Source organism: Gordonia phthalatica, assembly GCF_001305675.1.
In the GTDB taxonomy this organism is placed as follows: Bacteria; Actinomycetota; Actinomycetes; order Mycobacteriales; family Mycobacteriaceae; genus Gordonia; species Gordonia phthalatica.
In genome coordinates, this window is record NZ_CP011853.1 from 1,334,032 (window position 1) to 1,346,118 (window position 12,087).

General features: G+C 68.4%; 15 protein-coding genes. 3 read left to right on the forward strand and 12 right to left on the reverse strand.

Going from position 1 to position 12,087, the window contains the following annotated elements; translation table 11 throughout:
* Nucleotides 1-33: 33 nt before the first annotated feature.
* The 9 genes from epsC to ACH46_RS06280 all read right to left on the reverse strand — a co-directional run bounded on the left by epsC (nucleotide 34) and on the right by ACH46_RS06280 (nucleotide 6,383).
* Nucleotides 34-618 (reverse strand): serine O-acetyltransferase EpsC, encoded by a 585-nt coding sequence (gene epsC, locus ACH46_RS06240; protein WP_062392156.1) that lies wholly within the window; start codon nucleotides 616-618, stop codon nucleotides 34-36.
* Nucleotides 618-1,556 (reverse strand): cysteine synthase A, encoded by a 939-nt coding sequence (cysK, locus tag ACH46_RS06245; protein WP_062392157.1) that lies wholly within the window; start codon nucleotides 1,554-1,556, stop codon nucleotides 618-620. Before cysK ends, epsC begins: the two co-directional genes overlap by 1 nt.
* Nucleotides 1,557-1,830: 274 nt before the next feature.
* On the reverse strand, nucleotides 1,831-2,427 hold the full coding sequence (locus ACH46_RS06250) for an energy-coupling factor transporter transmembrane component T family protein (protein WP_062392158.1): 597 nt from the start codon (nucleotides 2,425-2,427) through the stop codon (nucleotides 1,831-1,833).
* Nucleotides 2,424-3,119, reverse strand: a complete 696-nt coding sequence (locus ACH46_RS06255; protein ID WP_062392159.1) for an energy-coupling factor ABC transporter ATP-binding protein — start codon at nucleotides 3,117-3,119, stop codon at nucleotides 2,424-2,426. Before ACH46_RS06255 ends, ACH46_RS06250 begins: the two co-directional genes overlap by 4 nt.
* Nucleotides 3,112-3,669 (reverse strand): biotin transporter BioY, encoded by a 558-nt coding sequence (locus ACH46_RS06260; RefSeq protein ID WP_062395052.1) that lies wholly within the window; start codon nucleotides 3,667-3,669, stop codon nucleotides 3,112-3,114. Before ACH46_RS06260 ends, ACH46_RS06255 begins: the two co-directional genes overlap by 8 nt.
* A 130-nt stretch (nucleotides 3,670-3,799) precedes the next feature.
* Complete coding sequence (locus tag ACH46_RS06265; protein ID WP_157851016.1) at nucleotides 3,800-4,561, reverse strand: hypothetical protein; 762 nt, start codon at nucleotides 4,559-4,561, stop codon at nucleotides 3,800-3,802.
* 98 nt (nucleotides 4,562-4,659) lie between these two features.
* Nucleotides 4,660-5,415, reverse strand: a complete 756-nt coding sequence (locus tag ACH46_RS06270; RefSeq protein ID WP_062392161.1) for a hypothetical protein — start codon at nucleotides 5,413-5,415, stop codon at nucleotides 4,660-4,662.
* A gap of 187 nt (nucleotides 5,416-5,602) precedes the next feature.
* Nucleotides 5,603-6,106 (reverse strand): GNAT family N-acetyltransferase, encoded by a 504-nt coding sequence (locus ACH46_RS06275; protein WP_062392162.1) that lies wholly within the window; start codon nucleotides 6,104-6,106, stop codon nucleotides 5,603-5,605.
* A 4-nt stretch (nucleotides 6,107-6,110) separates the two neighbouring features.
* Entirely contained in the window at nucleotides 6,111-6,383 is a 273-nt protein-coding gene (locus ACH46_RS06280) for a type II toxin -antitoxin system TacA 1-like antitoxin (RefSeq protein ID WP_226995783.1), read from the reverse strand.
* Between the two features lie 102 nt (nucleotides 6,384-6,485).
* Here ACH46_RS06280 and guaA point away from each other — a divergent pair, with 102 nt between their 5' ends.
* Nucleotides 6,486-8,069: a glutamine-hydrolyzing GMP synthase gene (guaA, locus tag ACH46_RS06285; protein ID WP_062392164.1), complete on the forward strand. Its 1,584-nt coding sequence runs from the start codon at nucleotides 6,486-6,488 to the stop codon at nucleotides 8,067-8,069.
* A gap of 73 nt (nucleotides 8,070-8,142) precedes the next feature.
* Here guaA and ACH46_RS06290 read toward each other — a convergent pair whose 3' ends face one another.
* Nucleotides 8,143-8,370 (reverse strand): hypothetical protein, encoded by a 228-nt coding sequence (locus ACH46_RS06290; protein WP_062392165.1) that lies wholly within the window; start codon nucleotides 8,368-8,370, stop codon nucleotides 8,143-8,145.
* A complete protein-coding gene (locus ACH46_RS06295) occupies nucleotides 8,370-9,647 on the reverse strand; it encodes a PspC domain-containing protein (RefSeq protein ID WP_062392166.1) in 1,278 nt (425 codons plus the stop codon). Before ACH46_RS06295 ends, ACH46_RS06290 begins: the two co-directional genes overlap by 1 nt.
* Nucleotides 9,648-9,745: 98 nt before the next feature.
* Between ACH46_RS06295 and ACH46_RS06300 the strand changes: the two genes are divergently transcribed.
* Nucleotides 9,746-10,993: a PspC domain-containing protein gene (locus ACH46_RS06300; RefSeq protein WP_062392167.1), complete on the forward strand. Its 1,248-nt coding sequence runs from the start codon at nucleotides 9,746-9,748 to the stop codon at nucleotides 10,991-10,993.
* Nucleotides 10,990-11,646 carry a LuxR C-terminal-related transcriptional regulator gene (locus ACH46_RS06305; RefSeq protein ID WP_062392168.1) on the forward strand — a complete coding sequence of 219 codons (657 nt, stop codon included), beginning with the start codon at nucleotides 10,990-10,992 and terminating at the stop codon, nucleotides 11,644-11,646. The genes ACH46_RS06300 and ACH46_RS06305 overlap by 4 nt, the downstream gene beginning before the upstream one ends.
* Here ACH46_RS06305 and ACH46_RS06310 read toward each other — a convergent pair.
* Nucleotides 11,627-12,052 carry a DUF6194 family protein gene (locus ACH46_RS06310; RefSeq protein ID WP_062395054.1) on the reverse strand — a complete coding sequence of 142 codons (426 nt, stop codon included), beginning with the start codon at nucleotides 12,050-12,052 and terminating at the stop codon, nucleotides 11,627-11,629. The two genes, ACH46_RS06305 and ACH46_RS06310, sit on opposite strands and share 20 nt — an antisense overlap.
* Between the last annotated feature and the right edge of the window lie 35 nt (nucleotides 12,053-12,087).

The following is a 12,087-nucleotide window of genomic DNA, read 5'->3' on the forward strand; positions in this document are numbered from 1 at the left end:
GGGGCCCGATCAACGGCAGAAGTGTTTCTCGGGTCAGATGAAGAGCGCGGGATCGGCGTACGGGTCGTGCTCCGGGGTGGCGCGCGACGGGCGCGGGGCCGCGGCGGTGCCGATGGCGACGTGGCCGGCGGGGACGTCGTGCACCACCACCGCGTTGGCCCCGACCTTGGCGTCGTCGCCGAGCGTGATCGGGCCGAGCACCTTGGCGCCCGCACCGATCAGCACGCGATCGCCCACGGTCGGGTGCCGCTTGCCCTTCGACATGCTGACGCCGCCCAGCGTGGAGCCGTGGAACATCACGACGTCCTCGCCGATCTCGGTGGTCTCACCGATGACGACGCCCATGCCGTGGTCGATGAACATCCGACGGCCGATCTTCGCACCGGGATGGATCTCGATGCCGGTGACGAACCGCGCGAACTGCGACAACAGGCGCGAGGGCAACCGCAGTACGCCTCCCGTGTTCCACATCCGGTGAGCGACGCGGTGGAACCACAGGGCATGGACGCCGGGGTAGGCGAGCGCCACCTCGATCGCCGAGCGGGCGGCCGGATCGCGCTCCTGCGCGGCACGCACGTCGTCGCGCAGGGTGCGCAGGAGGGGATCCGAGCCGGACATCAGTCGACCAGACCCTCGAACAGCGGCGTCGACAGGTAGCGCTCGCCGAAGTCGGGGAGCACGACGACGATGGTCTTGCCCGCCAGTTCCGGACGCTTGGCGATCTGGACGGCGGCGGCGAGGGCGGCGCCGGACGAGATGCCGACCAACAGGCCCTCCTCGGTCGCGGCGCGACGGGCCCACTTCAGGGCGGTCTCGGCGTTGATGTCGACGACCTCGTCGTACACGGTGGTGTCGAGCACCTCGGGGACGAAGTTGGCGCCGAGACCCTGGATCTTGTGGGGGCCGGGTGCGCCGCCGTTGAGGATGGCGGACTCCTCGGGCTCCACGGCGTAGACCTTCACCTCGGGCTTGCGCTCCTTGAGGACCTGGCCGATACCGGTGATGGTGCCGCCGGTGCCGATGCCCGCGACCACGGCGTCCACGCCGCCGTCGGTGTCGGCCCAGATCTCCTCGGCGGTGGTGCGGCGGTGCACCTCGGCGTTCGCCTCGTTGGCGAACTGGCGGGCCAGGACGGCACCGCGACGCTCGGCGGCGATCTTCTCGGCGGCGTTCACCGCTCCGGACATGCCTTCGCCCGCCGGAGTCAGGACCAGTTCGGCGCCGAATGCACGCAGCAGGGCGCGGCGCTCCTTGGACATGGACTCGGGCATGGTCAGGACGACGTTGTAGCCGCGGGCTGCGCCGACCATGGCGAGCGCGATGCCGGTGTTGCCGCTGGTGGCTTCGATGATGGTGCCGCCTGCGGGCAGGTCGCCCGAGGCCTCGGCGGCGTCGACGATGGCGACGCCGATGCGGTCCTTCACCGAGTTGGTGGGGTTGTAGTACTCGAGCTTGGCCAGGACGGTGGCCTCGGCGCCATCGGTGATCCGGTTCAGGCGAACCAGCGGCGTGCGGCCCATGAGGGCGGTGGCGTCGTCGAAGATGGTGGGGGACATGGGGTTCCTTTGCGTATCAGATGCTCGGGGTCACGGACAGACCCGTCGCAGGGGTTACGTGATGGCCGGGCGTCGGGTGGCTGCCGTCCGCGGGTGCAGAGAGCAGGGCGACGACGTCCGTCGAGTCTTACTGACAGTGATCGGTGAGGAAGTACACCGAGTGAGCGAACAGCGCGCGCGACAGGTGCGGGAAGGGGTCCACCGCAGCCTCCTAGATGTCGTCACAGCGTCCGTCATGAAGGCTAACAGACCTGGCGGATGCGGTATTCCCGGTTCAGTCCATGCCGCGCGCGGCGAGGGTCTCGGCGAAGCCGTCGGCGGTCTGGAGTGCCGCGAGGACCGTGGGCGCCAGCAGCACGCGCGGCCCGGCGCGGAGCCCGCGGGCGCGGCGTGCCTGGTCGACCTGCGTGAGGACGTCGGCGATCAGCGGGATGCTGCGGATGGTCAGTGCGAAGGTCATGGCGATCAGATCGGTGCGGACCCCGAACCGCTTGAGCGGGCGCAGGGCCCCGATGATCGCGTCGAGCATGTCGGTGGTCCGGGTGGTGAGCGTGACGACGGCCGCGAGTCCCGCCGAGGCCAGGAGGATCGCCGTGACGACGAACGCCCGACTCAGGTCGGTGATGATCCACTGGAACGCGAACAGGACGCCGAGCAGCCACAGCAGCCCGCGGATCTGCGCCCACGCGGCGCGGAAGGGAATCCAGGCGACCACGAACGTCGCGGCGGTGGCGGCCAGCGCGATGCCTGCGGCCGTCGGCGTGCGGACCACCACGGCGACGGTGATGATCGATGCCATCAGCAGCAGGATCTTGAGGCCCGCGGGCAGCCGATGCAGCAGGGAGTTCCCGGGAACGTAGACGCCGATCATCGACTCATCAGGCTCCGGTAGAAGGCGATCGCGGGCCCGGGCTCGTCGTCGGCCACCACGCGGCCGTCGTCGAGGACGACGACGCGGTCGAAGTCGTCGAGCATGGGGAGGTCGTGGGTCAGGACCACCAGCTGCTCGGTCAACTCCGCGAAGGTTCGGCGGAGCATCAGGGAGTTCCGGAGATCGAGCATCGTGGTCGGCTCGTCGGCCACCAGAATGGTCGGCCCCACCACCATCACCGCGGCCAGGGCGAGCAGCTGCTTCTGCCCGCCCGACAGCTGGTGCGACGGCTGGTCGGCATGGCCGTCGAGCCCGAACTCCGCGAGGACTTCGCGGGCCCGCGCCTTGCGTTCGGCCTTGTCGGAGAGGATGCGTGAGAGCGACAGTTCGATGTCCTCGACGACGGTCGGCATGATGATCTGCCGATCCGGGTCGGAGAAGATGAAGCCGACATCGCGCCGCACCTTCCGCTTGTTCTTGCGGACGTCGAGACCGTTCACGGTGACGGTGCCCCGGTCGGGGAGGATCAGGCCGTTGATCATCCGCGCGAGGGTCGACTTGCCGCTGCCGTTGGCGCCGACGATGCCCACGCGGTGTTCGCGGAGGTCGAGGTCGACGCCGCGCAGGACGACGCGGTCGCCGAAGGCGTGCTCGACGCCGTCGAAGACGATGGAGCGGTCTGCGTCAGGCACTCTTCGACCGCAGCAGGGGAGCGATCAGCCCGGGACGACCGCGGTGGACCGGCCCCGCGACCAGCGCGGCAATAACGGCCTTCGCGGTGTCGCCCCACAGGAACGGGGCGTTGGCGGTGATGAGGGCCCAGAGGCCGGCGTCGGTGCGGATCATCTGGAGGGCGATGCCGAAGACGTAGATGACGATGGCGCCGCCGACGAGGTTGATGATGATGCCGAGAACGATGTTGTAGCGCGGCATCATCCACGCCGTCAGCAGGCCGATGAGGAGCACGCCGGGCAGGAACCCGATGAAGTAGCCGCCGGTCGGGGAGTTCAGGGAGACCCACCCGGTACGACCGCCGGACAGGATCGGGAGGCCCGCGATCGCGAGGATCATGAAGATCGCGACCGCGAGGGTGCCCTTCTTGGGACCAAGGACCGCGCCCGCGAGCATCACGCCGAGCGTCTGCAGGGTGATCGGCACGGGACCCGCGATGCCGATCGCCGGGGTGAGGCCGAGCACTGCGATCAGCGCGGCGAAGACCGCGGCCTGAGCCAGGTCGACCATGGACAACGACCACCAGCGCGGAGCCGTCGTGGTGTCGGGGAAGGAGTCAGTCACGTGAACAGGGTATTTCGTCGGTGGGCGGCGAGTGAAGTCGCCGCCCACCAACGCCGGATGTGACTCCGGAGACGGGCTACGCCTCGACGGGATCGTCGAGCAGCGAATGCGCCGACAGTCGGCCCGTGATCATCTCGATCGGCTGGACGTACGTGATGGTCGCGTCGTACGGATCGACGCCCCAGGAGCGGAGGGCGTCGGTGGTGCGCATGGCGGTGTGCAGCGCGAGCATCGGATTGAACTTCGCGAGCGTCGTGACGCGGTCTCGCTCATCGGGGCGGGGCACCGGCCAGAGCTCGGCGAACGGGGCCGGCGCCGCCGAGATTGCCCAGATCCGCCGGGAACTCCGGTACATCTGACCGATCGTCACCGACGGACCGTCCGGATCGGGACCGCCGATCACCAGGGTCTCGCCGCGGTCGAAGGCGTGCGAGGTCGCGGTGACCAGGAAGTCTTCGAAGGCCTCCCACCGCTGTTTCCTGGCGTTCTTCGTCAGTTTGGTCGACGGTGCGGGTTTCAACGCGAAGTGCTCGTGCCCCTCGATCAACCCGCCGAACTTGCTGATGGGTGTCGTCGTCGTGACGCACAGGATGTGATTCGCGGTGTCGAGGACACCGACGTCGCGGTGGTGGCCCGCCTGCTGGAGCGACGCGGTCCCGATCGCGCCGGTCGCCCACAACCTCTCGAGATGTTCGACATCCTCGACGATCCATGTCTGTGCGACGTCGTCGTTCCACGTTCGGATCCGCCCTCCGAGCGGTGAGCCGAGTGTGACGACGACGGAGGTCTCCGGGTCGAGGTCGTCGATCGTCGGGTCGAGCTGGTTGTCCGTGGTCATGTGTTCCCCCTGCTGGTCAGTCATGTCGATCGGATTCGTGTGATCCATGGAGTGAAGGTGAAGCTGTGGCGGTCAGTGACTGCGTTTCGTGCGGGATGTCACGTGTCGGTGCTGCATCCGGACGCCCACGCGGGGTGCTTCTCGAACGGCACCATGGATCCGGTGGCCTGCTCGATCGGCGAGACGACGGTCAGCACGACGTCCCACGGCGTGATTCCCCACGCCTCGAGTGCACTGCGCGCGAGTTCGCCGATCTCGCCGCGACTGTGCGGGTCGATCCGGGCGACCAACTTGACCGGATCCGGCCCGGTGGTTCCCAGCCACCGCTCCGTCCCGGGCGCGGGTTTGGCGAACATGATCGATAGGTGGTCGCCCTCGCGGTACGCCCTGCCCAGGGTCACCGCCGGCCCGTCGACGTCGTGCCCGCTGACGATGAGATACGCGCCTCGCTCGGCTGCGTAGTCGGAGGCGGCGTCGACGGCGATCTCGACCGTGTGGCGGATCGCCTGCGTCCAGGTCACCTGGTCGGCGATGTCGGCGTCGGGCTCCGACAGCTGCACGAAATGACCGACGCCGTACGTGCCGCCTTCGCCGAGTGACCTGCGAATGTGAAAGCAGCCGACCATCGAGGTCGTGTCGAGGTCGACGGTCGTGCGGTAGTAGCCGTCGCGGAAGGCCACGGCCCCGATGTCGCCCGCGGTGTAAGCGTTCAGGAGCTCGTCGTACTCCTGACGGTCACGGATCGCCCAGATCGACGGTTCGCCGTCGCGCCAGAGACAGATGTGTCCGTTCATGAGCATGCCGACGAAAGTCGTCTCCGCGCGGCTCATGTCGAACTTGTCGAAGGTTCTCAAGACTGTTCTCCCCCATGTCGGTGATTGTCTGGACCATGCTGACCCAGACCGAGGGAAATTTCAGTGGAATGTCCAAATAAAGTGAATTATGTGGATTGATTCGCATCGACACAGTAGGGGGTGCGTGGCACTCGACAAGTCTGGGGCAACTCCGGCTGCCGTCGATTTCGCAACAGGTACTTGGGGCCTATGTGTGCAGTGCGGCGGCTGCCGTCGCGACCTTCATGACGAGCCGTCTCGGCCGGTGCGTGACCCGGATGAACCCGAAGCGTTCGTAGAACCGTGCTGCTTCGTCGTCTATCGCGTCGACGACGATGAGTCGTCCGCCGCTGATCGCTGATGCTGCGACGATGCGTTCGATCGCGTCGAGGAGCAGCTGCCCGCCGTAGCCTGCGCCGTGGATCGATCGGTCGAGCGCGAGGCGAGCGAGGAGGAACCCTGGAATGCGTGAGTGTCCGCCGGACATGCTGCGGCTGATGCCGTCCTGCTCACGCACGACCTCCGTCGGGCAGATCGCGAAGTAGGCGTGGACGGTGGCGCTGGGCGGGGCGGTCCAGACATAGACCTTTGCGGTGCCGCTGGTGTTCGCGCGGTGTGCGGATGTCGTAAGCCAGTCGTTCAGGGACCTCTGGGTGCAGTCGAACTCCGTGAGGACATGGCTGCTCTGCAGCTCGCCCGATTCGAAGCGCATTCGATCAGCGTCGACTGAACACGCGAGGGCGACGGGACTCCTCGGCCAGCCGGACCGCCTCGTCCGCGGTGTCGAGCGACGCCGCCATGTCGTCGAACTGTTCCGCCGACATCACGGTGATCAGGTCTTCCCGCAAGACGATGTCCGCGCGAGCCAGCGCGGCTTTTCGTACGAACTCGGAGGCGGGCTCGTGAACGGCGTTGGCGGCCCGGCGGATGAGGGCGATCAATTCATCCTCGGCACGGACTTCGATCCGGCTCGTCATTTTCGATGCCACGGGTCCTCCTCTGCGTACGGTAATAAACCGTACATCGAGAGGGTGATTCGTGCCAGGTATCTCCTTCCTCGTGGAGGAAGGGAGGCAAGTACACTGCTCACCGTGACGGAAACATCCCCCGACCACCCGCGTCCTGTACTCGTCGTCGACTTCGGAGCCCAGTACGCGCAGCTGATCGCTCGCCGCGTCCGCGAGGCCCGGATCTACTCGGAAGTGATCGCGCACGACGCGAGTCTCGAGGAGATCAAAGCCAAGAATCCGGCAGCGCTCATCCTGTCCGGTGGACCGGCCTCGGTCTACGCCGACGATGCGCCGGCCGTGGACGAGGGCATGTTCCACCTGGGGATCCCGGTCTTCGGCATCTGCTATGGCTTCCAGAAGATGACGACGGCGCTCGGTGGAGAGGTCGCCAACACCGGCGGCCGCGAGTTCGGTCGCGCCACGCTGACGCCGAACGGCGAGGGCACGCTGCACCGCGGACTGCCCGACACCCAGCCGGTCTGGATGAGTCACAACGACGCCGTGCAGGTGGCGCCCGACGGCTTCACCGTCACCGCGTCGACCCCGGGCGCACCGGTGGCGGCGTTCGAGTGCGTCGAGAAGCAGATGGCCGGCGTCCAGTACCACCCCGAGGTCCTGCACAGCCCGCACGGCCAGGAGGTGCTGACCCGCTTCCTGTACGAGATCGCCGGACTGAAGCCGACGTGGACCGCGGCCAATATCGCCGAGTCGCTGATCGCCGACGTCCGCGCCCAGGTGGGCGACGAGGGCCTCGCGATCTGCGGCCTGTCCGGCGGTGTGGACTCCGCCGTCGCTGCCGCGCTCGTTCAGCGCGCCATCGGCGACCGACTGACCTGTGTCTTCGTCGACCACGGACTGCTGCGCGCCGGTGAGCGCGAGCAGGTCCAGACCGACTTCGTCGCCGCGACCGGCGCACGCCTGGTGACGGTCGACGCCGAGGACATCTTCCTCGGCCACCTCGCCGGCGAGACCGACCCGGAGACCAAGCGCAAGATCATCGGCCGCGAGTTCATCCGGTCGTTCGAGGGGGCGGTGTCGGAGGTGCTGGGCGACCAGGCCGCGAGCGGCAAGAAGGTCGACTTCCTGGTTCAGGGCACCCTGTACCCGGACGTCGTCGAATCCGGCGGCGGCAGCGGCACCGCCAACATCAAGAGCCACCACAACGTCGGCGGCCTCCCCGAAGACCTCGAGTTCAAACTCGTCGAACCGCTGCGACTCCTGTTCAAGGACGAGGTCCGCGCGGTGGGCCGCGAGCTCGGCCTGCCTGAGGAGATCGTCGCGCGCCAGCCCTTCCCGGGCCCGGGTCTCGGCATCCGCATCATCGGCGAGGTCACCAAGGACCGCCTCGACCTGCTCCGCAAGGCCGACCTCATCGCCCGTGAAGAACTGACCGCCGCGGGCCTCGACGGCCAGATCTGGCAGTGCCCGGTGGTGCTGCTGGCCGACGTCCGCAGCGTCGGCGTCCAGGGCGACGGCCGCACCTACGGTCACCCGATCGTGCTGCGCCCCGTCTCCAGTGAGGACGCCATGACGGCGGACTGGACGCGCCTGCCGTACGAGGTCCTCGAGACCATCTCCACTCGCATCACCAACGAGGTGCCGGACGTGAACCGCGTCGTGCTCGACGTGACGAGCAAGCCGCCGGGCACCATCGAATGGGAGTGAGTGCTCCCTGAAGCGTGCGACAGCGCAGAGATCCGATGCCGGATCTCTGCGCTGTCTCTTTGGGCCGGGGTCGCTACTGGTTACGCCGGAAGCCACTGGCCACGAGCCCCACGCCGACGACGACGCCGACTGCGAGGAGCGCCCACGGCACCGTGTCCGAGCGGAACAGGAGCGGACCGCCGGCCAGGCACCACGCGGCGACGACGATGGTGATGAGCGCGGTCAGCGCCATCATCACCGATCGGTGCCGCGCGTGCGCGTCAGCGTCGGAGTCCGCGGGGTCGGTGTACTGATCTTTCATCACTTCATCTCCACGTTGCCGAGCGAGAGATCGGCCTTGATGGTCAGGGTCGGAGTCTTCGCATCCGGGTTGACGACGCCCTCGGGACAGACCTGATTGCCGACCGTCGTGGTGCACTCGGTCTTGACGCGGACGTCGTCGGGCAGCAGGACGGTGATCTGACCGACGCCCTGCCGGAGGACCACCGTGCGGTCGTGATCGAGGGGACCGAGATCGCGCAGGTTCAGCGTGCTGTTGCCGACCGTCAACTCGTATGTCCCGGCGAGCTGTTCGACGCCCTGCGGGTGCCACGAGCGTTCGCCGATGCCGCCCGACGGGAGCCCCGGCCGACCCGAGGCGAAGAGCGTCGCGACGACGGCGACCACCCCGACGATCATCGCGAGCGGCACCAGACCGGATGCCCGACCGCCCGCGGGCCGTCGCTGCAGCGCGTCGACCAGGATGCCGACGCCCAGGACCGCCAGTGCGAGTGCTGCGATGCGTCCGACGGTGAACCATTCGACGCCGCCGACCACGTGAATGGCCGTGCCGACGGTCGCGACGATCAGCGCCAGGCCCGCGAAGACCGGCGTCAACGGGGAACGCGGCGGCTTGTAGACCGGTGGTGCCGGGGGCGGTATCGGTTCCGGCAGATCCCACGCGAACGGCGCGGCGCCCAGCGGATCCCAGGCGGGCGGGGAGTCGTCGCGCGGCGGAGCGACGGGCGGTTCACCCGCCGTGAACGGGACAGTGGCCGACTCAGCGACCGGGACGGCCACCGGCGGGTACTCGGACACGGGTGGCGTCACGACGGTCTGGTCCACGACCTCCGCCGCGTGGGCGGGCCGGAGCTGGTCGGCGCTGGTGCCCGCTGGTGCCTGCGGCGTGCGCTGATACAGGAGCCACCACCCGCCGAGCATCAGGAGCAGCCCCAGCAATCCGCTGCCTCCCCAGAACGGCGACGAGGAGCCCATGTTGCCGAGGGTGACCACCGCGATCACGGCCAGGACGATCCAGTACCAGGGGATGTCGTGGATGCCCTTGAAGTGGCGGTGGGTACGGGCGTGGAGACGGCGGGGCGCGGTCTCGTCCTCGGCGGGGAGGGCGATCAGGCAGGCGATGTAGAGGAAGATGCCGCTGCCGCCGAAGAGCGCGGCGACCACGAAGGCCACTTTCACCAGCGTCGGATCGATGCGGTAGCGCATGCCGATGCCGGTGCAGACGCCGCCGACGGATTTCCCGTGGCGACGGCGGACCGGTCTGGTGTTCCAGAGGTCGAGCAGGGTGTCGGTGTCCATGCCATCGATCTTGTCGCTCTGTGGGCGGAAACAAATCGGGTACAACCCTGAGATGCTCCCTGATGTGTGATGCGCGGGTCCGTGCCAGTATCGAATCAATGACCCGCACGACAGACATCCAACGGCCCGACCGCATGCGACGACGCAGCGGCGGCAAGGTCGTCGCCGGGGTGTGCGGCGGCATCGCCGATCACCTCGGCGTCGACGTCTTCCGGGTGCGCGTGGTCTTCGTCGTCCTCGCCGCGCTCGCCGGTGCCGGTGTCGCGGCGTACGGGTTGCTGTGGTTCCTCTGCCCGACGGGCGACGACGTCGGACCGGGCTCGCCACGCGAACGCAGGCAGGCGCAGGGACTCGTCGTTCTGGGCGTGATCGTGTTGCTGGCCAACGGATTCGTCGCATCCAGTGCGCCGGCGTCGACGTTGCTCGCGCTCATCGTGGTGCTCGGCGGCGCGGCGCTGGTGTGGCGCGAGGTCGATGTCACCGGGGCGTCGAGCCGGAGCGGGTTCATCACGTGGCTGCGACTCGCGGCCGGCGCGGTCCTGGTGGTCGGCGGCCTGATCGTGCTGGTGGCCGCCCCGGACACGGCCCTGGCAGGGATGAACCCGACGCTGCTCGCGGTGCTGGGCACGCTGTTCGGCGTCGTCCTGCTCACAGTCCCGCTGTGGATGCGGATGTGGCGGTCGTTGAACGCCGAACGCGCGGCGCGCATCCGCAATCAGGAGCGGGAGGAGATCGCGTCGCACCTGCACGACTCGGTGCTGCAGACCCTCGCGCTGATCCAGAAGCGCGCCGCGCAGCCGGACGTCGTCGCCCAGTTGGCGCGGCGTCAGGAGCGGGAGCTGCGGCAGTGGCTGTTCGGCGACCAGGCGCGGCGCAACGAGTCCCTCGCCGCCGCGATCGCCGCGGTCTCGGCCGAGGTGGAGGACGCGTACGGGCTGGAGATCGAGACCGTCACCGTCGGCGACGTGACACCCGACGAGCTGCGTGACGAGAAGATCGCGCACAGCCTGCAGGCCCTCGTGGCCTCCGCCAGGGAGGCGGTCGTCAACGCGGCCAAGCATTCCGGCGCCGACAAGGTGGACGTCTACTGCGAGGTGGACGACGAGCAGATCGAGGTCTTCGTCCGCGACCGCGGTGTCGGCTTCGACCCCGATGCGGTCGACAGCGACCGCCAGGGCATCGCGAAGTCGATCCGCGCGCGGATGGAACGCGCGGGCGGCACCGCGCGCATCACGTCGACCCCGGGGCGCGGAACCAACGTCGCGTTGAAGCTGCCGCGCACCCGCCGCGGCGGATCATCGCCGATACTGGACGACGACCACCCCGAAAAGTTGGAGCAGCAATGACCTATCGAGTCTTCCTCGTCGACGACCACGGCGTCTTCCGATCCGGGGTGCGCACCGAACTCGCCGGTGAGGACGGGCTGGAGGTGATCGGCGACGCGGGGACCGTACCCGAGTCGATCGCGGGCATCGTGGAGACGAAGCCCGACGTGGTCCTGCTCGACGTGCACATGCCCGGAGGCGGCGGGGTCGCGGTGCTCCGCGGCGTGACCGACGCCCTCGGCTCCGACGCGCCGGTCTTCCTGGCGCTCAGCGTGTCCGACGCCGCGACCGACGTCATCGCCACCATCCGCGCCGGAGCTCGGGGATACGTCACCAAGACCATCGACGGCGCGGAACTGGCCGACGCGGTCCGCCGGGTCGCGGAGGGCGACGCCGTCTTCAGCCCGCGGCTGGCCGGATTCGTGCTCGACTCCTTCACCGGACGATCGCCGGTTCCGGAACCGCAACTCGATCCCGAGCTGGACTCGCTGACCCGTCGTGAGATGGAGGTTCTCCGACTCCTGGCCCGCGGGTACACCTACCGCGAGATCGCGGAAGAACTGTTCATCTCGGTGAAGACCGTCGAGACGCACGCCTCCAACGTGCTGCGCAAGACGCAGCAGTCCAACCGGAACGCGCTGACCCGGTGGGCGGTCAATCGGCAGATCGGGTGACGCGCCGACGGTCGTCGGCGTGCGCGAGGCGAAGGAGTTCGACGACGACGGCCGCGGTCCGCGGTCCGGGATTGACGATCGAGACCCATCCCTGACGTGCGTACACCGGGTGCGGGAGGATGACGTCGGCTTCGGCGTGATCGATGGTGTCGCTGTCGGGGACGTTCTCGCGACCGACGTGGATGTTGAGCCGATACCGACCGGGTCGATCGAGGTCGGAAGCGGAGTCGTCGGGGTAGTTCTTCGTGACGATCGTCGCGTACGGCTGTCGTCGCGGCATTGTGCCGTCGGGCGCGTAGTAGAAGAAGTGGTCACCCCACGCGATCTCCGGCGTGCCGTCGCCCTCGGTCGGCGCCACCTCGAGGACTCCCTCGAACCCGCGCATCGTCGTCAGTAGTTGTTCCATCATGGTTCGAGTATGTAGTTGAAGTGCTGATGGAG